The 25,243-nt window shown below is 37.7% G+C and carries 16 protein-coding genes and 1 pseudogene; 2 read left to right on the forward strand and 15 right to left on the reverse strand.

Features of this window, described 5'->3' with window-relative positions:
* Positions 1-18 precede the first annotated feature (18 nt).
* The 4 genes from MJY40_RS09255 to MJY40_RS09270 all read right to left on the reverse strand — a co-directional run bounded on the left by MJY40_RS09255 (position 19) and on the right by MJY40_RS09270 (position 3,832).
* A complete protein-coding gene (locus tag MJY40_RS09255) occupies positions 19-750 on the reverse strand; it encodes a glycerophosphodiester phosphodiesterase (RefSeq protein WP_317853962.1) in 732 nt (243 codons plus the stop codon).
* Positions 751-827: 77 nt separating this feature from the next.
* On the reverse strand, positions 828-2,108 hold the full coding sequence (locus MJY40_RS09260; protein WP_317853963.1) for a TRAP transporter large permease: 1,281 nt from the start codon (positions 2,106-2,108) through the stop codon (positions 828-830).
* Positions 2,108-2,608: a TRAP transporter small permease gene (locus MJY40_RS09265; protein ID WP_317853964.1), complete on the reverse strand. Its 501-nt coding sequence runs from the start codon at positions 2,606-2,608 to the stop codon at positions 2,108-2,110. The genes MJY40_RS09260 and MJY40_RS09265 overlap by 1 nt, the downstream gene beginning before the upstream one ends.
* Before the next feature lie 150 nt (positions 2,609-2,758).
* A complete protein-coding gene (locus MJY40_RS09270) occupies positions 2,759-3,832 on the reverse strand; it encodes a C4-dicarboxylate TRAP transporter substrate-binding protein (protein ID WP_317853965.1) in 1,074 nt (357 codons plus the stop codon).
* Between the two features lie 481 nt (positions 3,833-4,313).
* Between MJY40_RS09270 and MJY40_RS09275 the strand changes: the two genes are divergently transcribed.
* Positions 4,314-5,372 (forward strand): LacI family DNA-binding transcriptional regulator, encoded by a 1,059-nt coding sequence (locus MJY40_RS09275; protein ID WP_317853966.1) that lies wholly within the window; start codon positions 4,314-4,316, stop codon positions 5,370-5,372.
* Between the two features lie 766 nt (positions 5,373-6,138).
* Here MJY40_RS09275 and MJY40_RS09280 read toward each other — a convergent pair.
* The 7 genes and pseudogenes from MJY40_RS09280 to tgt all read right to left on the reverse strand — a co-directional run bounded on the left by MJY40_RS09280 (position 6,139) and on the right by tgt (position 16,650).
* Positions 6,139-8,676, reverse strand: coding sequence for an FAD-dependent oxidoreductase (locus tag MJY40_RS09280; protein ID WP_317853967.1), 2,538 nt, complete (start codon positions 8,674-8,676; stop codon positions 6,139-6,141).
* Positions 8,677-8,942: 266 nt separating this feature from the next.
* Positions 8,943-10,385, reverse strand: a complete 1,443-nt coding sequence (locus MJY40_RS09285) for an APC family permease (RefSeq protein WP_317853968.1) — start codon at positions 10,383-10,385, stop codon at positions 8,943-8,945.
* Between the two features lie 388 nt (positions 10,386-10,773).
* Positions 10,774-12,585, reverse strand: coding sequence for a translation elongation factor 4 (gene lepA, locus MJY40_RS09290; protein WP_317853969.1), 1,812 nt, complete (start codon positions 12,583-12,585; stop codon positions 10,774-10,776).
* Positions 12,586-12,765: 180 nt separating this feature from the next.
* Positions 12,766-13,038 carry a hypothetical protein gene (locus MJY40_RS09295; RefSeq protein WP_317853970.1) on the reverse strand — a complete coding sequence of 91 codons (273 nt, stop codon included), beginning with the start codon at positions 13,036-13,038 and terminating at the stop codon, positions 12,766-12,768.
* A gap of 1,287 nt (positions 13,039-14,325) precedes the next feature.
* Positions 14,326-14,799: an IS200/IS605 family transposase gene (gene tnpA, locus MJY40_RS09300; RefSeq protein ID WP_317853944.1), complete on the reverse strand. Its 474-nt coding sequence runs from the start codon at positions 14,797-14,799 to the stop codon at positions 14,326-14,328.
* A gap of 183 nt (positions 14,800-14,982) precedes the next feature.
* Positions 14,983-15,417: a preprotein translocase subunit YajC gene (gene yajC, locus MJY40_RS09305; RefSeq protein ID WP_317853971.1), complete on the reverse strand. Its 435-nt coding sequence runs from the start codon at positions 15,415-15,417 to the stop codon at positions 14,983-14,985.
* Positions 15,418-15,517: 100 nt separating this feature from the next.
* A pseudogene (gene tgt, locus MJY40_RS09310) lies at positions 15,518-16,650 on the reverse strand (tRNA guanosine(34) transglycosylase Tgt).
* 298 nt (positions 16,651-16,948) lie between these two features.
* Here tgt and MJY40_RS09315 point away from each other — a divergent pair.
* On the forward strand, positions 16,949-18,103 hold the full coding sequence (locus MJY40_RS09315) for a THUMP domain-containing class I SAM-dependent RNA methyltransferase (RefSeq protein ID WP_317853972.1): 1,155 nt from the start codon (positions 16,949-16,951) through the stop codon (positions 18,101-18,103).
* 180 nt (positions 18,104-18,283) lie between these two features.
* Here the strand turns inward: MJY40_RS09315 and MJY40_RS09320 are convergent, their stop codons facing one another.
* From MJY40_RS09320 to mutL, 4 genes are all read right to left on the reverse strand, one after another.
* A complete protein-coding gene (locus MJY40_RS09320; RefSeq protein WP_317853973.1) occupies positions 18,284-20,236 on the reverse strand; it encodes a hypothetical protein in 1,953 nt (650 codons plus the stop codon).
* 346 nt (positions 20,237-20,582) lie between these two features.
* On the reverse strand, positions 20,583-22,166 hold the full coding sequence (locus MJY40_RS09325; RefSeq protein WP_317853974.1) for a D-alanyl-D-alanine carboxypeptidase family protein: 1,584 nt from the start codon (positions 22,164-22,166) through the stop codon (positions 20,583-20,585).
* A 55-nt stretch (positions 22,167-22,221) separates the two neighbouring features.
* The gene (gene miaA, locus MJY40_RS09330; protein WP_317853975.1) at positions 22,222-23,160 is read right to left on the reverse strand and encodes a tRNA (adenosine(37)-N6)-dimethylallyltransferase MiaA; all 939 of its coding nucleotides are present in this window, start codon (positions 23,158-23,160) and stop codon (positions 22,222-22,224) included.
* A gap of 26 nt (positions 23,161-23,186) precedes the next feature.
* On the reverse strand, positions 23,187-25,178 hold the full coding sequence (gene mutL, locus MJY40_RS09335) for a DNA mismatch repair endonuclease MutL (protein ID WP_317853976.1): 1,992 nt from the start codon (positions 25,176-25,178) through the stop codon (positions 23,187-23,189).
* Positions 25,179-25,243 lie beyond the last annotated feature (65 nt).

A 25,243-nucleotide genomic window follows, 5' to 3' on the forward strand; every position in this document is an offset into this window, starting at 1 on the left:
TCCCTCCTTATTATTTTATCATTCGTAAGTATGTGGATTTTTGAGCCACTCTTTGCAAACACCTGGGTAATTGGTGATGATACCATCGCAACCCCATTTGTGAAGCTGTTCCAAACCACCCATGTCATTGACGGTCCAAACATTGATGGCAATTCCATTTTCTTTGCATTGTTCCACTTCTTTTTGGGTCAAACCATTATAATCTGGGTGATAGTTTGCAAAACCATATTGTTTGCAGTACTGACCTGCATTTTCCAAAGAAACCACCAAAGCACCCACAGGAACTTCTGGTGAAATTTCCATGGTTTTCACCAATGACATATGGTTGAAGGATGAGAAATACATTTTGTCCATCACATCATGTTTTTTCATCAATTCAATGGTTTTTTCTTCGATTCCAACGTAATAATGTACACTGGTTTTCAATTCGATATTGGTGAAGATATCTTGTTCTTTTGCCCAAACACAAAACTCTTCAAATGTTGGAATGGGTGCAAAATCAACTACATCTGGAAACAACTTTGCTGCATTCAGTTTACGCAATTCTTCCAATGTATAGTCTGCAACAAAACCAACACCATCAGTAGTACGATCCACTGCTTCATCATGAATGATCACAACATGACCATCTTTTGTCATTTGTACGTCCATTTCAATGCCATCGGCACCAGCTTCCACTGCTTTTTGGAAAGCAAGCATTGTATTTTCTGGGTAACGTCCACTATATCCTCTATGGGCAATTACTTTCATATGAATTCTCCTTTATAGATATAAACGGGCGCACACACAGGTACGCCCCTACGAAATAACATATTTTGACTTTAATTTTATAGATTTGGTAAGAACATAACCAATGGTTCACAATATGTGATGATCAACAAAGATACCAACATGGCAATAATGAATGGAATGGATTCCTTCATAAATGCCCCCAGTTTCGTATCCGTAATGGCACAAACCGTAAACATCATCGAACCAAATGGAGGTGTGATACCACCAATCATGATATTGACAATACAAATCAAGCCAAAGTGAACAGGATCTACACCAAGTTCTGTAACAACTGGTACCAACAATGGTGCCAAGATGATAAGAGCTGCACCACCTTCAAGGAACATACCCAAAACCAAAAGCAATACATTAATGAGCATCAACATCACCCATTTGTTTTGTGTAATATCCAACAAGGAATTTGTAATCAACTGTGGAATACGTTCCCAGTTCATGTAATATCCAAAGAAAGAAGCTGCTACGATAATCAAAACAACAGAACTTGTACCATAAACAGTTTCTTTGAGTACAGGCCAAATGTGCTCTGGTTTCAATTTTCTATAAATAACAGTTCCCACCAACAAACAATACACAACTGCAATTGCACCCGCTTCTGATGCGGTAAACACACCCAAACGAAGACCTGCAATGATACCAAATGGGAACAACAAAGCCCAAATGGATTCTTTGAGTTGTGCAAGAATTTCTTTGCCAGTTGCACGTTTTTCACGAGATGGTTTGTATCCACGACGTCTGGAAATAAAGGTTACTGTCATCATCAAGGTTCCTGCCATCAAAACGCCTGGAACATACCCTGCCATAAACATATCTGCAACAGAAACACTGGCAATCAAAGCATATACAATCAAGTTGATCCCTGGTGGAATGACTGGTGTAACTGCTGAAGAAGCTGCTGTAATTGCTGCTGCAAATGGTCTATCGTAACCTCTTTTCTCCATTTCCGGAACAAGCATTTTACTTTGCATTGCTGCATCTGCGTTTGCGGAACCAGAAACACCACCCATCAAAACACTGAGAAGTACATTTACTTGTGCAAGTCCACCAGACATATGTCCTGTGAGCACTTCAGCAAATTTCATAAGCTTTGCACTAATACCTGCATAGTTCATAATGGAGCCTGCCATAATGAAAAATGGAATTGCAAGCAATGGAAAAGATTGTGTACTGGTGACGAATTTTTGCAAAATCAATTGTGTTGGGGATGTATTATCGATAAATGTAAAGTAAGAAATGGAAGCACCAAACAAAGCAAATGCAATGGGGATTCCAGAGAAATACAAAAGAAACACCAAAATCACTGGTACGTATGCCAACATTATGCTTCACCTTCCTTTACTGTTGTTTTCTTTCCAAAATCACGAATATCTTTATAAATAAATACCACAGAATATAGCGACATAATTACAAATGCTACAAGAATGGAACCACTGATATACGCAGAAGACACATTTGTAACAGGTGTTGTTTTTGTATAAGATGTTTGAATATATGATACCGTTAAATATGAAATATAAGAATTCAAAACAAGCAAAATTGCATCTACAACCAAATTTACTACTTTTTGCATGGTTGGTGGCATCATGTTCACCAAAATATCCACACCAACATGAGCTTTTCTTTTGTAACAAGCTGCTGCCCCAATAAACACAGTCCAAACAAAGCAACCTGTTGCCACTTCTTCAGACCAAACAATTCCTGTATTCATAACATATCGCATAAATACATTTACAATAACCAAAACCGTTGTAACAATCAAAAAACATGCTGCTACAATTTCTTCCAAATTGGAAACAAAGAATTTTAAGGCTTTACCCAATTTTTCTACCTCCTAAATCGATTACGTCCAATCACTACAAGTATCACTGTAGTATCAAATATTGAACTAACTTGAATAAGTACCCTCAACAATCTGTCGAGGGTACTCTACATTTTTTGATATAATGATATATCTACTGAAGTTGTTGTATTAGCCTCTGATGATTTCGAGTTCAGCTTTCAAAGCTTCGTAAATACCAGGTGTACAACCATCATTTTCTTCCATGTCAGCATAAACGCCAGCGATTGCTACGCCAAATGCATCGTAATCTACTTCATTGAATTTGATTCCGTAGGATTCCAATTCAGCACGTGTTTCTGCATAGCTTTCTGTACAGATTTGAGTCATTTCTTCGCCACCGTAGTCAAACTCTTCAGCGATGATTGTTTGGTATTCAGCAGGAATGGATTCCCAAATATCAAGAGGGAAGTAAACGCCACAAGTACCCAAGAAATGTTTTGTTTCTGCTACATTTTCGATATATTCATAACATTTTGTACCAAGGTTAGTGAATTCAGAACCTTCCAAACCATCTACAACACCTTGAGAAACTGCGGAAAGTGTTTCACTCCAAGCCAAGGAAGTTGCTGTAGCACCCATAGCATTGATGGTATCGATGAACAAGTCAGAACCAGGTGTTCTCAGTTTCATACCTTTCAAATCATCTGGAGATTCGATTACTTTGTTTGTCATAACATTTCTGAAACCAAAGATATAATCCAAGCCCAAAACTTTGATGTTGTAGTCTTCTGCTTGTTTGATCATGTCTTGGATCAAATCTGTTTCAATCATTTGTACATATTCATCGTATGTTTGATACAACATAGGACCAACAAATGGTTTGAAGTCTGCAACATAGTCACCCAAGTAAGAAGGATCTTCTACAGAAATGAATTGTGCACCATTGACTACTTGTTCTACACCATCTTTGTAAGTTGCAAGTTGTGCTTGTCCATAACATTGGATTTCAATAGCACCATTTGTTTTTTCATAAATTCTTTCTGCAACCAATTCCATGGATTTGGAAAGTTGTTCATCTGGAGAAAATACGTGGCTGAGTTTCATTACCAATTTGTAATCATCAGCTGCTTCTGTTTCTACAGCTGCATCTGCGCTTGTGTCAGCTGGAGCAGATTCTGTACTGCTACTGCTGCTACCACCACAGCCTGCAAGTGTACCCATAGCCAAAACAGTTGCAAGGGTAAGTGCAAAAATTTTCTTCATAACAAGTTACCTCCTAGGTTTTATCTTTTTCTTTTTTGACAACACAAACGCTTTGGATAAAGAAATAATTCAACAAATTTCAACAGAATATTTGTCTCAAGAGAGTTTCTTTCATTTTCACAAAACCTTTGTTTTACTACATATATCCATCATACTGTATGTGACATAAAAATTCCATTGACGTTTCTATAAAAATTTTCTCATTATTTTTGTTTAATATTTTGCTTTAAATTGCTTAAATTTTTCTTAGATTTAACATTTCTCCATATTAGCACCAATTTATAGTGCCTACACGTCTACATTTTCTAGTTGTTTCGCTTTTTTATTGTAGCATTTTACATAAAATTTATAAAAACTCTGATATACCGTTGTTCTTTTTGCATATAATTTACTTGCATTTACTGCTTAATTTTGCTAAATTATATATAACAAACCACAATTTATTTTTTCACTAGCATACTAGGAGGCACATGAAACAATTATGAGAAAAAAAGTTACCTTAAAAGATATTGCAGAACCACTACAACTCTCATCTGCTAGTGTTTCCATGATTTTAAATGAAAAGAACATTTCACGTTTTTCCAAGGAAACTGTAGATTTGGTGTTGCAAACTGCAAAGGATTTGGGTTATATCACAAAGGAAAAACCAAAGGATAAATACACCATTCATCTCATTTGTCCTTCTGTCATCAACCCATACTACGCAAATATTGTACAAAACATTCAACATATCACACAAGAAGCCGGCTATTCTTCTGTGATTCACACCACATATTGGAATTTGGAGCAAGAAATCACCATAATCACTCAAATTGATCCAGAAACTGCTGCTGGTGTTATCTTTACTATGCCCCCACAAGCACCAGAACATACATTGAAGCTGAGCAAACGTGTTCCACTCGTTGCCATTGGTGACAAAAATAATGATTTGCATTTGGATACTGTGGATGTAAACAATTATGAAGCTGCACAAACCATGGGTGATTATTTGATTTCTCTTGGACACAAAAAAGTTGCTTACATTTCCACCACTTTGGATGAGTTTCACTCTGCTCGTGTGCTTCGCTTAAAAGGGTTGCATTCTGCTTTTTCCAAAAAAGAACTCAATGGAAGTGTGGAAGTATACTCTACTAGAGTCACATCGGATACAGAAATTGCAAACCTCAATATTGAACATACAGTTGGGTATCAACTGGCAAAAGAATGCCTATCCAAAACACCCGAAGTAACTGCTTTGGTTGCCATCAACGATATGGTTGCATATGGTGTGCGTGATGCCATCATTGACCTTGGTTATCGTGTTCCTGAAGATTATAGTGTTTGTGGATTTGACAATTTGCTTTCTTCTTCTTTTCACGGAATCAATTTGACCACAACAGACCATGCCATTGCAGAACGTAGCAAACAAGCATTTGTTTTGTTACAAAATAAAATCAAAGCAGAAAAAGACAATCGTGAACACGATCCCATTGTACGTATGGAATATAAAAGTCAGTTGATTGTACGAAACACCACAAGTGCCCCAAGAAATGAAATTTGATTTATTTATCAATATCATTATACTTCATAAAATGCTTATAATCTGTAGTACGTTGATTTTGTAGGGGTGACGTTTCGTTGTCTGTTATGATATATGTGAATTAATTTTAGGTAGGAATTTGTTCACTATTTAGAGCATTCAGACCTTACTTTTTGACACCAAAAAGTAACAAAAAGTGCCACTACTTCCGAAGCGTGGAGCACGGTTCAAGGGGGCTGCGACCCCTCGAAACTCCTTTGCAAGGTGAAATAGAGATGGCTATTGCTATAATTTATGGCTTGAGCGTACTTCCTTCATGGCTAGAGACGCTTATTGAAACTTTTACTAGTAATAATTGAGAGGGTTCCACTTTGCAAGCAAAGGTTGAATGGAACCTAAAAAAAGCATTTATTTACATCTTACTTTGGTTTTGAAGCAGTAATCAAGAGGTGAGGGGCTTGTCACTCACGGTCTAATCGTAGGATTTAATTTTCTATACATCCGTCTATCGGGGGGATATATAAGGGGGTCTTGACCACCTTATAGCGTGGCTCCACGCCTTCGCAAAGAGTGGCACTTTTGGGGTACCTTTTGGTGTCAAAAGGTACGGTCTAAAAGGCTCTAACATTTGAATAAATTAAAAACTAAAATTTTGCCACTCAATTTCCTGCTTCACTACACATTATATAAATACTCCTTCCCAACACAAAGAATCCACTCATATCAACAATGAATGGATTCTTTTTTTGTAAAGTGTTATCTATAATGAAGGTTCTAAAATACTATTTTATTTCAACATGTCCACCAAGTCCCAATAAGTGGTTCTTTTTGCAATGCCTTCTGTGACTTTTGCCATTTTGGAAGTATCCCCCAACAAAATTGCACCACACAAAACATTTTTGGTGAAGAAGAATTTTTGCAATGTTTCTTTTTTGCTATCTTTGATTTCCAATGTTTTGTAATCGAAATCCGGATTGCTGCCCACATCTCCAATTGCATACAACATAGTTCCCATACCTGCAAATGTCATACCAGAAAGTTTTGGTTCATAGGAAACTTCTGTATCGCCAGTTGCAACTGCACCAGCTACACGACCCATTTCACTAGCCACAGGCCAGATGGTAATATTGGCACCGTTATATTGTGCACAATCACCACAAGCATATACATCTGCCACGTTGGTTTCCATAGCATCGTTGACCACAACTGCTCTATCACATTCCAAACCAGCTGCTTCTGCAATTCCAATATTTGCACGTACACCAGTGGAAATGATAACCAAATCTGCTGGGATGCGTTCTCCATTTGCCAAAACCACTTCTTTCACACGTCCATCACCTGCAAGTTCTTGGATTTTTGCACCAACAACCAAACGAATGTCGTTTTTTTCTGCAATACGAGTCAATGCTGATACAGTTTCTTCATCAATTCTACCCGCCATGAGTACAGGTGCTGCTTCCAAAACCGTCACTTCAAATCTTTCTTTTTTGAGTTCCCAAGCTGCTTCCAAACCAAGAACACCACCACCAATGACAACTGCTGATTTTGCACCTCTACTCCATACACCAACTTTACGCACATCTTCCAAAGAACGTACTGCTGTTACTGCTTCTAAATCTTTGCCTTTGAATGGTGGAATGAAACCATAAGAACCAAGTGCATAGATACATTTGTCATAGATGAGCACACTGCCATCTGCCAATGTCACTTCTTTGATATCTGTGTCTAATTTGGTTACCTTTGCATCCAAAATGATATCCACTTCATTGTCTTCATACCAAGACATTTTTTCCGTTGCAAATGCATTTTTATCTGTTCCTGCAAACATATTTTTGGTCAACATTGGTCTATCATACGGTAAATCTTTTTCTTCTGAAAGCATCACAATGGATGCGGTTTTGTTTCTTGCACGAATTGCTTTGGCACTGTTCAGAGCTGCTGTGCCACCACCAAGAATCACAAATCTTTCATCTGTATTGTTGCTGTATGTTACCATTTCTGCATCTGCTTCCACAAAGTTTTCTTTGCCAACACCACAAACAGGACATACTTCAATAGATGCATCAAAGATTTCACCACAAACCAAGCATTTCACCAATTCGCCAGTGCCACCTTTTTTCACTTTGATTTTATCCAAAACATTTGCACCAAAACGATATCCAAATTCTTCTGCTTCCATCAAGTCTTTTTCTGATGGTTTGAAACGCACACGATAGCCATCTACCACTTTCATATTGATTTGTTTCAAGCGTTCTGTGATGTGAGGCACACCTTCACCACTCCAGCCATAGCTACCAAATGCACCACCCCATTTTCCACCATGAATACCAGGAAACATAGAGGTCACCAAATCCCAAATCGGTTTTAGAGCTTCTTGCAAAATGGTTGGTGTACCAAATAAAATACCATCTGCTACTGCCATAGCTCCTGTCACTTCTGCTGCATCTGCTGTGACCATATCATACATAGAAACGGAAATTTCTCCACTATCTTTGATGCCTTTTGCAATTGCTTCTGCCAATTGACCTGTATATCCATATGCACTTACATAAGGAATCACTACAGATTTACCTATTTTTTCTGGAATTTCACACCATTCATCATAAGTTGCAATGAGTTTATCCAAATCTGTATCCAAAACAGGCCCATGTCCTGGACAAATCATGTCCACATCCAAAGATTTAACCACTTTCAATGCATTGGTCAAGTATGGATTTTTGAAAGGTCCCAAAATATTGTCAAAGTAGTATTTTGTAGCACGCATATAACCTTCTTCATCTGTCACTGTGCTTTTCAAGATATCTTCGTGAGCATAATGAGAACCAAAGGAATCACATGTCACCAAAGTTTTATCTTCTACTATATAAGTGTACATACTATCTGGCCAGTGCAAGTTAGGCAAAGAATAGAAACGAAGTGTTTTGTCTCCAATTTTTATTTCTTGACCATTTTTGACAGGAATGCTGTAGAAATCACGATTGACTATTTGTTTCAAGAATCCAATCGCCGCTGGTGTTGCAATAACTTTCAGACTTGGGCATTTTTCTACAATTGCACCAATACTTCCTGCATGGTCTGGCTCTGTATGATCCACCACAATATAATCAATTGCATTTACATCTATAATGTTTGCCAATGCTTCTTCATAATCCTTGGTAAATTTTGCTTTTGCTGTTTCAAAAAGGATTGTTTTGTCTCCTGCTTTCAAAACATAGGAGTTGTAGGTTGTGCCAAATTCTGTATACATGATGATGTCAAATACACGCAAATCCTTGTCAATAATACCTGCCCAGTAGAAGTTGTCTTTCAGTTGTAGTGTTTTCATAAGTACCCTCCTGTCTATTCATTGATGATTTTTTCACATATTCTTCCAAAAAAAAATAAGTTCTATACTATTTTGGTTCATTTTCTTTTATATGTTTATCATACTACAAAAACGAATAATAAGCTGTTGCAATTGCAACAAAATAGGATTTTCAATTTTTTCTTTATTTCTCATACATAGATAATCATAAAAATGGTATAGCAACCATTGTCACTACACCATCATGTCTAACCTATTTATTGAATTCCTATTGATATTACAACATATCAACTATTTGCTTTTTCTTCTTCACCTTTTCTATACAAAATTTGTTCTACAGAAACGCCTTTCCATTTACCATCAATATATTTGTCTTTGATTTTTAAGTAGAATACAAAGCCCAAGACAGCCCAAATGCCCAAGATGATGAAGGATGGAACAGACAAGAAACCAGGCATTCCAGGAATAAATGTAATGATTAAGAAGATGGATGCCACAACAATACCCAATGCACTGATCCACATTTGCTTGGTATCACCAGAGCGTTTTGCAATAATTGTTGCAGAAGCACATGTGTATGTAAAGCCCATTGCAGCACCAACACAAGTCATATCTACGATCCATGACAATACTTGACGACCAAACCAAGGTGCAATCAAAGCCAACACCATCATGAAAATGATACCATTTTTAGGTGTACCTGTGGAGGACAATTCACCAAATTTACTTGGAAGTGCATCTGCATAGGACATGGAATACATCAAACGACTAGAAGCAATGTAGAAACCATTGATACTTGCAACTACTGCACAAAGCATTGCGATACCAATAAATACAACACCAATATAACCAATGGACTGCATAACCATTTCTCCAGTTGCCCAGTCAGGATTGGAAGCCAACATTGGAGCCCAAGGATTGACTACAGATGTGATGAATACAACTGCACAGTATACCAAACCACCCACCAAGATAGCACCAACCATCAAACCAAGCGCTGCCTTATGGGAAAAACTATACTCTTCCGCTGCTTGTGGAATACAGTCAAAACCAACGAAACAATATGGTGCAAATGCCATAACCGCAACAATAGAAGTTACTGAGCTTTGTCCTTCTAAGAAATATGGTTGCAAATTGCTAAAATCAGGCTTTGTCATCATAACGCCAACAAACGCAATGATTACAGAACCAACCAATGCAACTGCCACCAATGTTTGGAACCAACCAGCACTTTTAATGCCTTTGATGTTGACGATACCCAAACCAATGATGAATGCATATGCCAAAATAATTTCACCCATGTATACATCCCAACCAGCAATGGTATATAAATAGCCAAATGAAAAAGGTGAACCTGGCAAAATATAACGAGAAATCATAGCCAAAGCTGTGGAGTTCAAAGGAATCAATGACCAATAAGCCAAAACAATAAACCAACCACAAACAAATGCATGTTTTTTACCAAATGCAGAATCTGCATAAACAAACTCTCCACCAGAAAGTGGGAACTTACGAATCATGTACCCATAACTGATACAAATGATACACATGATGATTGCACCAACCATCAAACCAATGATGGAACCAATTGGACCCGCTTTTGGCAAGAAAGATGTTCCTGGCATTACGAAACAACCCCAACCAATGATGGAACCCAGTGCCAAAGACCAAATATCAATCTTTCTCAAATCTTTCTTAAATCCGCCTTGCTGATTTGTGTTACTTGACATAATATTCCTCCTTTTCCCTCAGTAAAATAAATGAATGCTACCTAATTTGCCACATCCCTATAGCAAATTTACATAACTTTGTATCTATTTTCACAATTGTTATGTACTTAGAATTATACATGATACTGTACTGGTATAGTCAATATATGAGACACTATTTTAAAAAAATATTTTTCTGCAAACTTATAGTATCTCCACTGGTAGACTGTTGTTTTATCTTTTTTTCGTAATGTACTGCTGCAATTCATCCCATTTTCTTTCCATATTTTCAAAATACGAAACTTTCCTATTAAAATTTATATTTATAAAACTCTCCACTAAAAATTCATCTATTGAACTACAAAAAAACCACGTGAATCTCTTCACATGGTTTGATGTATCTTATATTTTATTCTTCTTCCAATTTCAAAACGCTCATAAATGCTTGTTGTGGTACTTCTACGCTACCAATTTGACGCATACGTTTCTTTCCTTCTTTTTGTTTTTCCAACAATTTTTTCTTACGTGTGATGTCACCACCATAACATTTTGCTAATACATCTTTACGCAATGCACGAATGGTTTCACGAGCAATCACTTTGCTACCAATTGCTGCTTGGATTGGAATTTCAAATTGATGTCTTGGAATTTCACCCTTGAGTTTTTCACACATTCTTCTACCACGATCCACAGCAGATTCTTTATGCACAATGAAGGACAACGCATCCACCGCTTCACGATTCACCAAAATATCCAATTTCACAAGTTCACTTTGTTGATATCCAATGAGGGAATAATCAAAGGATGCATAGCCACGACTTCTGGATTTCAAAACATCGAAGAAATCGTAAATGATTTCATTCAGTGGCATATTGTAAGTGAGTTGCGCTCTGGTTTCATCCAAATATTCCATATGCACATATTCGCCACGACGTTGTTGGCAAAGCTCCATAACAGGTCCAATGTAATCCTTTGGCAACATGATTTCTGCTTTGACAATGGGTTCTTCCATATACAAAATACGTGCAGGATCTGGCATATTGCTTGGATTGGAAATTTCAAAATTGGTGTCATCTGTCAAATATACCTTATAAATAACACTTGGTGCTGTTGTCACCAAATCCAAATTGTATTCACGTTCCAAACGTTCTTGGATGATTTCCAAATGCAACAAGCCCAAGAAACCGCAACGGAATCCAAAGCCCAAAGCAATAGAAGTTTCTGGTTCAAAGAACAAAGCTGCATCGTTTAATTGCAATTTTTCCAAAGCATCACGCAAATCTGGATATTTCGCACCATCCACAGGGAAGATACCGCAATATACCATTGGATTTACTTTTTTGTAACCAGCCAATGCTTCTGCTGTTGGGTTTGCCACTTCTGTAACGGTATCGCCAACACGTGTATCGGCAACATTTTTGATACTTGCTGTGAAGTAACCAACCATACCAGCTTCCAAAACATCTGTTGCCATATATCTACCCGCACCGAAAACGCCAACTTCCACAACATCAAATTCTTTTTCAGTTGCCATCATACGTACTTTGCTGCCTTTTCTGATTTGACCATCGAAAATACGCATCAAAACAATAACACCACGATATTGGTCATACACAGAGTCAAATACCAATGCTTTGAGAGGTGCTTCTGGGTCGCCTGATGGTGCTGGAATATCTGCGATGATACGTTCCAACACTTCCTCGATATTGGTGCCATTTTTTGCAGAAACTTCAGGTGCATCCATTGCTGGAATACCAATGATGTTTTCCACTTCTTCCTTAGCCCAAGTCGGATTTGCACTAGGCAAGTCAATTTTGTTGATGACAGGCATAATTTCCAAATCGTTATCCAAAGCCAAATACACATTTGCAAGTGTTTGTGCTTCAATTCCTTGTGCCGCATCTACGATTAAGACAGCACCTTCACAAGCTGCCAAACTTCTGGACACTTCATAATTGAAATCCACATGTCCTGGTGTATCAATCAAATTATATTCATATTCTTCGCCATTTTGTGCTTTGTAAATCAAACGCACCGCTTGGGATTTGATGGTGATGCCACGTTCTCTTTCCAAATCCATATTGTCCAAAACTTGTGCTTGCATTTCACGATCTGTGAGCAAACCTGTTTTTTGGATGAGTCTATCTGCCAAAGTGGATTTACCATGGTCGATATGGGCAACAATACAAAAATTTCGTATGTTTTTTTGTCTGTCCGACATACTTTCTTCCTCCTAATTGCATTTATATAAAACGGCGGGAGCAAGCCCCGTCCTACGGTTGCATAATATATTGCACCAAAATTCCGTGTTTCTCAATTGGTAGTGAACGACGCCCTCGTCGTTCATTTTTTGATATTAGCACTATATTATACCACATCTACAACATACAAGTCAAAATTTTTATTCCTCTTCATTTGGATCATAACCCACTTCTTCTGGGTCAAATTTAAATTCTTCTTCTGGTTCTGCTTGTTGTTGTTCCAATTCTTTTTGTGCACGCTCTGCTTTTTGTTGTTTGTCTACCTTTTTGATCCAACCAACTGCACATACGCAAGCACCAGACCAAAACAACTCTTTGATTTCACTGAAAAACACACTGAGTGCTATACACACTACAATTCCAATTTGAAACAAAAATTCAATTTTCATAGGGTTTCCTGTATTCTTATCCATTTCAATTCCTCCTAAGTTTGATAATGTCTTTATTGTAACAAAAAAGTCCAAATAAATCCATTCATTTCCTCAATATTTAATATTTTCCAACACAAGTGTCCATCTATAAAATACACTTGTCTACACTGATATGGCTGGTGTCAATTTATTCGTCTTTATCTATTTTTTCTTAATCTTTCTTAAGTTGCCCTTAAGTTTCTATTCATAATTTGTACACATATTTACGTTATGATATAGAGGAAGTCAAGGACGCCCCCTTAACTTCCCACCCGTATTCACTTCCCCGAGTGGTACGGGTACCCCTTTTAATGAATGACGAATTTTCGTTGATATAGTACTCTCCCCCCTAATAGAGGAAAGCAACCAGAAATGGTTGCTTTTTTCGTGGGTAAAATTCAAGATTACATATAAAATCATAAACATAACACTCATCAAATGCTTATAATCTGTAGTACGTTGATTTTGTAGGGGTGACGTTTCGTTGTCTGTTATGATATATGTGAATTAATTTTAGGTAGGAATTTGTTCACTATTTAGAGCATTCAGACCTTACTTTTTGACACCAAAAAGTAACAAAAAGTGCCACTACTTCCGAAGCGTGGAGCACGGTTCAAGGGCTTTGCAAGCCCTTAAAAATCCCCTACAAGGTGGAATAGACATGGCTATTGCTATAATTTATGGCTGAGCGTACTTCCTTCATGGCTAGAGACACTTATTGAAACTTTTACTAGTAATAGTTGAGAGGGTTCCACTTTGCAAGCAAAGGTTGAGTGGAAATCAAAAGTCATTTGTTCACTACTTACTTTGGCTTTGAAACAGTAATCAAGAGGTGAGGGGCTTGTCACTCACGGTCTAATCGTAGGATTTATACCACCACATATCTTACTTTTGGGGGTGATTTTCAAGAGGGGTCGAGTTAGACCCATCTTGAACCGTGCTCCACGCTTCGGAAGTAGTGGTGGATTTTGTTACTTTTCTCCAGTGAAAAGTAAGGTCTGAAACTCTTTAAACCTTAAACCGCTTCCACTCCTAGAATTACCACTCCTCTTTTCCTATCTTGTTTTTTAACAGGAGGATGATATCCTCCCCTACATTACACTACACCTTATATAAATAATCTTGTGTTCCGTTAAATTCTCCACTTTTACGCAATCAAAACCACCAGTTGAACTGGTGGTTTGAACTACCCCTATAAGGGGTTATCTCTTGTGGTAGCCTCTTAAGAGGCACTGAAAAGTCTGACAATCACATGACTATTACTGACTGCCCCCTTACCCGGGGGCTATTTTATTTGTCCTCTTTACTCTTATTACCCGTAAACGGGTCAATATACTCTTTCAAGCTGATTTGATCTTCTATAATATCCTCCTGCAATTGGTTTCTTATATATTCTTTTATTGTATTTTCATATTTTCCAACCGTATCAACATAATATCCTCTGCACCAAAAATGCCTGTTTCCATACTTATATTTTAAATTTGCATGTCTATCAAATATCATAAGACTGCTTTTACTTTTTAAAAAACCCATAAATTGCGATACACTTAAATGTGGCGGTATTTCCACTAACATGTGAATATGGTCTTTACAACATTCTGCTGCTATAATATTAACTTTTTTGCGTTGACATAATTCTCTTAATATCTTTCCTATGTCTACTTTGATTTTTCCATATATTTCTTGTCTTCTATATTTGGGTGCAAAAACTATATGGTATTTACATCTCCAACTCGAATGTGATAAACTGTTTATGTCTTTCATGACAAAACCTCCTATGTTTTATATCGTGGTTGCCAGACCAACTTTATTTTAACATAGGAGGTTATATTTTTACTGTAAGAATTTTGCCTACCACCAGTAAAACTGGTGGTTTAATCATGCCTATTCGGCGCCAATCAAAAAGCCTTGTAAACATCAGTCTACAAGGCTTCTGGTATCAATTTCTTATTCTTCGTCTTTTTTTCTGCTGAAAAGACCTTTTTTCTTAACCGGTGCTTCTTCCACAACTGGTGCTTCATTGGAAAGATTTGGCTCTCTTTTTGCAAATACTTCACCTTTCAAAACTGGTACACGAACACCTTTGTTCATACCAAATTCTACAATGAAACATTCATAAGTAACATCCACTACTTTACCAAACATACCATTGTTTGTTACAATGGAATCGCCAACTGCAATTGCGTTTCTTTGTTCTGCAAGTTGTTGTTCTTTCTTTTTGTTTGGTCTAATGGAGAAGAAATACATAACTGCAAACAACAATACACAGTAACCTATTACCAAAACTGCTGGATTTGATGTAGAGAATAGACTGCTGCTTGAACTACTTGTTGTTGTACCACTACCTGCTGTAATTGTTGTAGACAATAAATTATAAAACATTTTAATCTCTCCTAACGTATATTTACTCACCCAACTGTCATTTCTGACAAATTCACAATATAAATAGTATAGCGAAAATTCCAAATTTCGTCAAGGACAATTATTTACCAGAAATTTTAAAATCTTCTAATTTTTGTTTTTTATATTCTGGGAAACGATCCTCGTCAAGTGCCAAACGTATTTCTTCCATCATAGTATTGTAGAAATGCAAATTGTGTAACACACAAAGACGCATTGCCAACATCTCTTTTGCTTTGAACAAATGATGGATATATGCTCTGGAATATCTTCTACATGCAGGACAATCACACTTTGGATCAATAGGTGAATCGTCTGTTTTGTGTTTTGCATTCATCAAATTCAATTTTCCAGCACTGGTATAAACATGAGCATGTCTACCATTTCTAGAAGGCAATACACAGTCAAAGAAATCCACGCCACGATCCACTGCTTCCAAAATATTTTCAGGTGTTCCAACACCCATCAAATAAGTTGGTTTATTTTGTGGCAAATATGGAACCACATCTTCCAAAACTTGGTACATTTCTGCATGGGATTCCCCAACAGCCAAACCGCCAATTGCATAACCATCCAAATCCATATCAGAAAGCACCTTAGCATGTTCGATACGAATGTCACCATAAGTACCCCTTGGTTGATACCAAAGAGCATTTGTTCTTTGTTGAGTGTTTCATCCAAGCCATTGAGTCTTGTCATTTCCACTTTACAACGTTCCAACCATCTTGTGGTACGTGCCACAGAAGCCTCCACATAAGGACGTTCTGCTGGCAAACCAATACACTCGTCAAATGCCATTGCAATGGTAGAAGCCAAGTTGGATTGGATTTGCATACTTTCTTCTGGTCCCATAAAGATTTTTCTACCATCCACATGAGAACTAAAATATACGCCTTCTTCTTTGATTTTGCGCAAAGATCCCAAAGAAAACACTTGGAAGCCACCAGAATCTGTTAACATAGGTTTGTTCCAGCGCATAAAGTTTCTTGCGCCACCCAAATCACGAATCAATTGATCCCCTGGACGAACATGCAAATGATATGTGTTGGAAAGCTCCACTTGGCAATGCACTTCTTCCAAATCTTCTGAAGAAATACCACCTTTGATTGCAGCGGATGTACCAACATTCATAAATACAGGTGTTTGAATCACACCATGTGGTGTATGGAATTCGCCACGTTTGGCACGTCCGTTTGTTTTCAATAATTTATACATATGTTCCCTCATTTCTCAATTCATTTATATAGTCATATTATCATACCTTGTTTTGCCTGTAGATTCAAGGGATTTCATGAAAAACTTCTGTCTTTTTTCTTAAAATCACTTTGTTTTTATTGGGTTTTCTATGATTTTGTGGTATGATAAATGAATACTTTTGATAGATTGGGTTTGTTTGCCCATTTGAATATGAAAACCAGCGGGAAGATGATATCTTCCCCTACGAAAAATGTAATACAGACTAATATTGTACCTTTTATAACCAATATATTGATATCAAGATCGGAGAATTTACATGAGTATACAAATTGTTGCATCCACCACATTTGGTTTGGAATCTGTGGTCAAAAGAGAATGCCAAAACCTTGGTTTCCAAAACATCCAAACATCTGACGGTAAAGTTGAATTTACAGGCGATGAGTCTGACATTGTCAAAGCAAATCTTTGGCTTCGTTGTGCTGGTAGAGTTTGGATCAAAATGGGTAGCTTTACTGCTGTTACCTTTACCGAATTGTTTGACCAAACAAAAGCACTTCCTTGGGGTGATTGGATTCCAGAAGATGGTAAATTTACTGTTGTTGGTAAATCTGTCAAATCCACTTTATTCAGTGTTTCTGACTGTCAAGCCATTGTCAAAAAAGCAGTTGTAGAGAAAATGAAAGAAAAATACAAAACAGACTGGTTTGATGAAACTGGTGCTTCTTATACCATCCAAGTGGGTATTCTCAAAGATGTGGTAACCCTTGCCATTGATTCCAGTGGTTCTGGTTTGCATATGCGTGGATATCGTGCAAATGCTTTGGATGCACCCCTCAAAGAGTCCTTGGCTTCTGCTATGGTACAGCTCAGCTTCTGGAGAAAAGACAGAATCCTTTTGGACCCATTCTGTGGTTCTGGCACAATTCCCATTGAAGCAGCTATGATTGCAAGAAACATTGCTCCTGGTTTGCAAAGAAAATTTGCTTGTGAAGATTGGGAACGTATTGGTAAAGATCGTTGGAAAGAAGCTCGTGCTGCTGCATATAAAGCCATTGATTATGATGTAATGCCTGAAATTTATGGCAGTGATATCGACTCTGGTGCCATTGAATTGGCAAAAACAAATGCAGAAAAAGCAGGTGTTGACGATTGCATCACATTTGAAGTAAAACCTTCCCAAGAAGTGGAATTACAAGGTAAATATGGTGTTATGATCACCAATCCACCTTATGGGGAACGTATTGGTGAACTGAAAGAAGTAGAAGAAATGTATCGTGCATTGGGTCGCACCATGAAAGAAGATTCCACATGGTCTACTTATTTGATTACTTCCATGGAATACTTTGAAACCCTTTTTGGTCGTAAAGCAGACCGCAAACGCAAATTGTTCAATGGTCGTATCAAAACAGATTATTATCAATATGAAGGTCCTAGACCTCCAAGAAAAGCTGTAGGCAAAAATGAAGAATAAGCACTAGAATTTACAGAAAAATCAAGAATTCCGCATAAAAAATTAAGACTTTTCACTTCGTTCAGAGTGACAGTCTGGATTTTTTGTTCAAAAAGACAATTTAATTTGCTTTTGAATACAACAGTGCAAAAGATGATAGCAACACAAAGCCCCCAACCAATTCCAGTTGAGGGCTATTTTTTATGTTCTATTTTCAATTTCAATGGTTGGTTTATATTCTGCATCTGCACCAAATGCTTCTACCACTCCAACTCCATCCAAAGTCACTGTGTGGGTTTTCCACGTTTCATTTTGACATGCAACACTTTCCATATCCATAAACTTGCCAGATTCGTCATACAAAGCGCAAAATACAGTGCCATCAAATCCACTGCAACCAATTTCCACTTTTGTGGTGTTGTCACTGACGGTGGTTGCTATATCCACAACAGGGTTTCCAGCAATCACACCCAAAGGAACAAAAACAATATGTTCCCCAGCATCTTCTGGTGTAAAGGAAGCATATGCATCAAAATAAACAGCTGCTCCTGGTACCAATGATGCCGAATCACCTGTGACATACTTAGGACTAATGCTATTTGCCCAAGATTCACCACCAAAACCATAGGCTCCACTATCTTCTTTTTCCAACAAAGCTGTGTAGAAATTCATAAGCAAAGTTTCAGAAGAACCTGCACCAACCATGTCTGCCAACAACTCAAAGGTGCCCATTTCAGAATATTTTGCAACTTTTAATTTTGCAAAAAAATCTTTATACAAAACATCCCCATCATCTACACCCACCTGTTGCATATATTGGGTACGCACATATTGTCCAAAGAGATAAGACAAAGCATAATGATCCAAAGTATTCCCACTACTACCCCAACAACTCAAAGAAGTTTGTCCGTTTTGAATGTTACTATAGGTATTATAATAAGTAATTCGACTTGTCTGTGTCCCATAAAGCATATGTTCAGCCGACATAGAAAACGCTTCATTGATAAAAGTTGGCATATATGATCCTTGTACCATACCAACACAATATGCAATCATATGCTGCAATTCATGTGCCACTGTGCTGAAACAATTGGAAACATCTACTGTTGTTGACCCCCAGCTTGTTGTGCGTATTCCTTGGGCAGAATCCACATGAAGGGTGTCAATTCCATCATTATTTATATCTGCGGTATGGAAAAACCCTCCTACATAAGCGGTTGCATATGCACCATCATTTTGAATGTCATAACAAATCAAATTAACTTTGCCATCGTTATCCACATCAGCTGTGTCCACGCCACCAAAGTTCTCTAGTAAAGATGGATAAATCTTATCGTCATATTCTTCTGCCAGCTCATTTGCTTGTTCCTTTGTTAAAATATAGTCTTGTAGTGCAGTGGTGGGTACCCAAACATTACAATACCCACTGGTTGTCAAAACTTCAAATTCCACATCAATAGAACCATTATAATACAGCGTAAAATCCCTTTTATCCCCTACTGAAAAGTTGTTGGTTTCAAACAGCTCAAAATCCACTTCCTCAAAATCATTTTTCCAAAACAACTTTGTATCATATTCCAACAAGCCTTTGCCAAAGGAATCATACCCCATTAGATTTTCTTCTGATAAGCCCTCTATTTCCTGTGCACTTGCAGTATTTGCTGTAGACGCTGGTATCACGCCTGTAGACTCTGCCCCAGTTGCAAAATCATCGCTATATTCAAAATCAGTAGTACGTGTATTGACTGCTACCAAAGTTTCACCTGCTGGAATTGTAAGAGAACCTGTTGGTGTTGCTTCTTCCCATTGGGCATAGTAGGTGGAAATATCATAATATCCATTGATTATGGTTTTTGTACCACTTGGATCATGGGTATCATTTGGATAATAAAAATCGCCACTGCCATCTTGATTTGCACTCCAACCAGAAAGGGTATACCCTTCTCGTTGGAATGAATAGTCTAGTAATCTCACTACATCCGTATAATCTGTTTCAATCACCTTGGTAGCTGCCCCTTCAAAAGTCCCACCATTTCCAATCAATGTCAAACGATTCAAATAAGTTGTTGCTGCAAACACATTGACTACACACAGTTGCCCAAGTAACAAAATACTTACGCAAAATGCCACCATTCTTTTCAACACCCTTTTCATATATACCCCCTAAATCGCTATAAAATCTTAACTTTTTATACTCTTTCTCTAAAATAAAGTATATTGTAATTTGGAGTACATGTCAATAAGAAGCATCTCTTCAAATCCACTCTTTCTACTATAATATATCGTATTTTATGGTGTATTTCTCGCTGCTATACAGGCATTCGCTGCAAAGGAAAAACCCCCAAAGTAAAAACTCTGAGGGTCATCTTATTTATGCCAGAATAGTTGACAAGAACAAAGAGATTGGGGGAATACATAGCATAGCCAGCAAAATGCTACCCAAGATGTACAACTGATATATCGCCATATTTTTCTAGTCAGCAACAGATTGATTCCTATTTTAAAATCTTCTGCCACCTCTTCTACCACCACGACGTTTGTTTCCACCAATACGATTGCTGCTTCTCCTTGGTTTTACTGCTGAACCAAAGCTATATGCTTGTGTTTTTCTTCTACGATTGCCTGTTACAATACGCAAAATTGTCAAAACCAACAACACAACAATGACAACTACACCAATACCCAACAAGCCTTTTGGTGTCAAAATCATATCAAAGAAATTGTTGAAGAAATATTTCATTTGTGCTGTAATAGAGGTTTCTTCCACTGCTTTGAGCACAGAAATCTTTTGCGTATCTATGGTTTCTCCATTTAATTGCAACAACACTTCACCAACCACTTGACCATATTCCAGTGGTGCCACAAGACACAATTCTCCATCTACATCTTCTGTATAGGCTTCATCCCATACATTGACTGTTTGGATTTCTTCCTTCATTCCAACTGGCAAACAAACCACTTCGCCACCATCAAAACGCAAATTCACTGTATCATCACCCAATGGTGTTTCATTGGTCAATGGCATAGAAGAAACTTCATTGCCAATTTGTTTCAAATTCACTTTTTCATACTGATTGAATCCATATTCAAAGAGTGCTGTACTATCCAACCAACGATTTGGGTCTTCTGCATTGAATACAATTGCAATCAATGTATTGTCATCTTTGTAGGCTGCGGCTGCAACACAGTCGCCCGCTTGACCTGTATACCCTGTTTTGATACCAGAAGCATAAGCATATTGGTATTCATTGTTGGTCAAAAGCAAGTTATGGCTTTGCCAAGCATAATCCTGTGTGGTAACACTGGGATCTGTCACAAACATATTGTCTGCACCATTGCCAATGTAGTTCATTTCATTTGCAATTTCCATCAAAATGGGTTGATCCAAGAACGCTTTTGCAAACAATGCCATATCATACCCTGTGGTGTAATGATCATCGTCATGATATCCATGTGCATTGGTGAAATGGGTATCTTTTGCACCCAATTCTGCTGCTTTGTCATTCATCAACTGGGTAAATACCTCTTCACAACCAGTGAAATTCAAGGTATTGTCTTCTGATGCACGTCTGGCAACTGCTGCTGCCAATACATTTGCGGAGTCATTTCCTGATGGAATCATAAGCCCACGAATCAAGTTTTTTGTGGTCAATGTTTCGCCAACAATATGACCCGCTTTACTGGAATCCCAAGGAACTACATTGATTTCTGTTCCAACTGTAATGAGTTCTTCTGCTGCAAAGTAATCCAAAACCACCATGGCTGTGATGATTTTTGTCATACTGGCTGGATACATGATTTCTCTTGCATTTTTTTTATATAAAATGGTGCCTGTGGATTGTTCCACAAGAATTGCTGCTTCTGCAACCAATTCTGGCACATTGGAATCATACACAATTGCAGTTTGCAAAGCAGTTTCATCTACTTCCACCACTTTTTCAACCGTTTCTTCCACTACCACTTCTTCTATCACTTCTGTGGCATCTGCCACTTCTTCCACTTCATCAGAACCGCATCCAGCAGAAAATACCATCATCCCTACCAATGCACCTACAAGCCACTTTTTCCATTTGTTATTTTTCATATATTAAACTCCCATATTTTTCATTGTAACGAGTATACATAAATATACCCCTACATTATATAATCTCTTTTTCTTGCAAATCCAGAACCACTTCTTCCAAAGCCAATTCCATACCCATTTCAGACACATTGACCCATTTGCCTGACACTTGACGATTGAACCATGTCAATTGACGTTTTGCAAAGCGTCTGGTGGCTGTTTTCAGCTCTATAATAGCTTCTTCTTGGGTGCATTCTCCTTTGAAATATGGCACAAATTCCTTATATCCAATCCCTTGCATGGAAACCAAATCTGGTGTGTATCCCATATCCAAAAGGCCTTTTACTTCTGGTAACAAACCTTCTTGTACCATCAAATCAATACGCAACTCAATGCGTTCATACATCTTTTGACGTTCCATATGCACAATGACCACACTGGCATTGTATGGACTTTCCTTTTCCTTTTGTTCTTCATTGTGATCTGAAAACTTTTCACCTGTCAAATGGTGATACTCCAAAGCACGTGTCACACGTTTCACATTATTTGCATGTGTGGTTTTTGCGTATTCTGGATCAATTTCCAAGAGTTTTGCAAACAACACCTCTGCGCCTTCAGTTTCTGCCAATTGGTAGCAAAATTCACGATAAGATGTGTCTGATTCTGTTTCTGTAAACTCACTGTCATAAAGCAAAGCATTGATATAAAAACCAGTGCCACCTACCACAATGGGAATTTTACCTTTGTTCCAGATTTCTTCCATATAGGCTTTTGCCATTTTTTGAAAAATCATAACATTGTATTCTTCATCTGGGTCAAATTCGTCAATCAAATAATGTGGCACTCCATCCATTTCATCTGGACGCACCTTGGCTGTACCAATGTCCATATGGCGATACACCTGCATGGAATCCGCAGAAATAATTTCACCATTTATTTTTTTTGCCAACTCTATGGAAAAAGCAGTTTTGCCACAAGCAGTTGGTCCACCAATCATAACCAAGGGTTTTTTCATAATATCATCCTTTAATTTCTCTGATTTCAGTTCTGTATTCTCTTGAATTTCTTTTCCAATTCATATTTTGTCATTTCAATGATGGTTGGTCTGCCATGTGGGCATGAAAATGGATTTTCCAATTTGAGCAGTTGACCAATCAAAGCTTCTGCTTCTTGGTAACTCAAAGAATCATGACCTTTTACCGCTGCTTTACAAGCCATGGTTGCCACAGACATATATTTTTGTTCATACACAGAATGTACTTTTTGTTCTGCCAATTCATCCAAAATTTCTGTAAAGAAACCAACACCGCTTGGCTCATGAAACATATAAGGCACAGATTGGAGTGCATACACCTTCTCTGTAAATTGTTCCACTTCAAAACCAAATTCTTGCAACAAGTCCTTATTTTCCTTCATGACAGCAATTTCACTTTCTGTCAAATGCAACATCAAAGGACTCAACAAACGTTGTGACACCACAGGTTCCTTTTGGAGTTTGCCCATAAATTCTTCATACAAAACACGTTCATGTGCAGCATGTTGGTCTATGAGATACATGGAATCACCTTGTTCCACCATCCAATAGGTTCTAAAAATTTGACCTACAATTTTATATTGATTGAAGAATGCTTTTCTATTTTCTGGTTCCTTTGCTTCCTGCTTTGCAACAACTGGTTGTGTCACTGGTTTTTCTGCTAATTCCACAGATTTTGGCAATTCAACAGGTGTTTTTGCAGTATACGGTGTTTTATCTTGCATAACACGATTTTCTGGCACTGTTTTCTTACCAAGCAATTGGTCTACAGATTTGCCACCGCCTGTTGCTGGTGCATAGCGTTCCAATTTTGGTTGCACTGGATTTGGTATTTCCTTTGCCACATCATTTGTAGCTTTGGTTTCTGCTTTTTGTGCTTCCACCATACCTTCTTGTGCAAATTCTTTGACAATTTCCAAAATACTACCCAGATTTTGTTGTTCCACTTTTGGTAAAATAGGCTTGTCTTTTGCAGTTTCTTTCTTATCCCAACTGACTTTTGGAATAAAGATTTCTTTTTCTAAGGTTTTTTGGATTGCATTGTAAAACAATTCATAGATTTCATTATCATTTTTGAAACGCACTTCCAATTTTGCTGGATGCACATTCACATCCACTTCTGATGGATGTATGGATAAATGCAACAAAAATACAGGAAATTTTCCCACCATCAAACGTGTTTTATAAGCATCTTCCACAGCAGATGACACAATTCCATTTTTGATGTATCTGCCATTGATGAATAGATTTTCATAGGTTCTATTTCCTCTGGACAATTCAGGTTTTCCAATGAGCCCTTTGATGGTATACCCATCTTTTGTATACGAAATGGGGATCATACCATTTGCAACTTCTTTGCCATAGACATAGAAAATTGCTGTTTTCCAATCTCCATTGCCTGAAGAATGGAGCATTGTTGTTCCATTATTGATATATCTGAAGGAAATTTCTGGGTGTCCCAAAGCAAATTGATTCATAAGTGCAGACACATTTCCACTTTCTGTAGCTGGTTTTTTCAAGAATTTTCTTCTAGCTGGTACGTTGTAAAATAGATTTTTGACAGAAATACTTGTACCTTGTGTGGCAGCTGCGTCTTTCATTTCTTTCAGCTCTCCACCACTGACTTCGATGGCAATACCTAAGTCTGCATCAGCAGTTTTTGTGAGCATATCCACTTGTGCCACAGCAGCAATACTTGCCAAGGCTTCTCCACGAAAACCAAGTGTAAAGATTTCTTCCAAATCCTCAATTTGGCTCATTTTACTGGTTGCATGACGTAAAAAAGCAGTTTTCACTTCTTCTTTTGGGATACCACTACCATTGTCTGTAATGCGAATGAGGGAAGTGCCACCCTCTTTAATTTCCACTGTAATGGAAGTAGCACCAGCATCTATGGAGTTCTCCACCAATTCTTTGACCACAGATTTTGGAGATTCCACCACTTCACCTGCTGCAATTTTATTGATGGTTTTGGTATCTAATAATTGTATATGTCCCATTGGATTTCCTCCTTTCTGGGTATTCGATGCGGGCATCCACATAGAGATGCCCCTACAAGTACAAC

Source organism: Chakrabartyella piscis, assembly GCA_030067835.1.
Lineage (GTDB): Bacteria > Bacillota > Clostridia > Lachnospirales > Anaerotignaceae > Chakrabartyella > Chakrabartyella piscis.

What these genes read in the sequence shown, in the direction of transcription:
- MJY40_RS09255 (WP_317853962.1), bottom strand. Translation starts at nt 750, where the DNA reads ATGAAAGTAATTGCCCATAGAGGATATAGTGGACGTTACCCAGAAAAT.
- MJY40_RS09260 (WP_317853963.1), bottom strand. Translation starts at nt 2,108, where the DNA reads ATGTTGGCATACGTACCAGTGATTTTGGTGTTTCTTTTGTATTTCTCT.
- MJY40_RS09270 (WP_317853965.1), bottom strand. Translation starts at nt 3,832, where the DNA reads ATGAAGAAAATTTTTGCACTTACCCTTGCAACTGTTTTGGCTATGGGT.
- MJY40_RS09275 (WP_317853966.1), top strand. Translation starts at nt 4,314, where the DNA reads ATGAGAAAAAAAGTTACCTTAAAAGATATTGCAGAACCACTACAACTC.
- MJY40_RS09280 (WP_317853967.1), bottom strand. Translation starts at nt 8,676, where the DNA reads ATGAAAACACTACAACTGAAAGACAACTTCTACTGGGCAGGTATTATT.
- MJY40_RS09285 (WP_317853968.1), bottom strand. Translation starts at nt 10,385, where the DNA reads ATGTCAAGTAACACAAATCAGCAAGGCGGATTTAAGAAAGATTTGAGA.
- lepA (WP_317853969.1), bottom strand. Translation starts at nt 12,585, where the DNA reads ATGTCGGACAGACAAAAAAACATACGAAATTTTTGTATTGTTGCCCAT.
- MJY40_RS09295 (WP_317853970.1), bottom strand. Translation starts at nt 13,038, where the DNA reads ATGGATAAGAATACAGGAAACCCTATGAAAATTGAATTTTTGTTTCAA.
- tnpA (WP_317853944.1), bottom strand. Translation starts at nt 14,799, where the DNA reads ATGAAAGACATAAACAGTTTATCACATTCGAGTTGGAGATGTAAATAC.
- yajC (WP_317853971.1), bottom strand. Translation starts at nt 15,417, where the DNA reads ATGTTTTATAATTTATTGTCTACAACAATTACAGCAGGTAGTGGTACA.
- MJY40_RS09315 (WP_317853972.1), top strand. Translation starts at nt 16,949, where the DNA reads ATGAGTATACAAATTGTTGCATCCACCACATTTGGTTTGGAATCTGTG.
- MJY40_RS09320 (WP_317853973.1), bottom strand. Translation starts at nt 20,236, where the DNA reads ATGAAAAGGGTGTTGAAAAGAATGGTGGCATTTTGCGTAAGTATTTTG.
- MJY40_RS09325 (WP_317853974.1), bottom strand. Translation starts at nt 22,166, where the DNA reads ATGAAAAATAACAAATGGAAAAAGTGGCTTGTAGGTGCATTGGTAGGG.
- miaA (WP_317853975.1), bottom strand. Translation starts at nt 23,160, where the DNA reads ATGAAAAAACCCTTGGTTATGATTGGTGGACCAACTGCTTGTGGCAAA.
- mutL (WP_317853976.1), bottom strand. Translation starts at nt 25,178, where the DNA reads ATGGGACATATACAATTATTAGATACCAAAACCATCAATAAAATTGCA.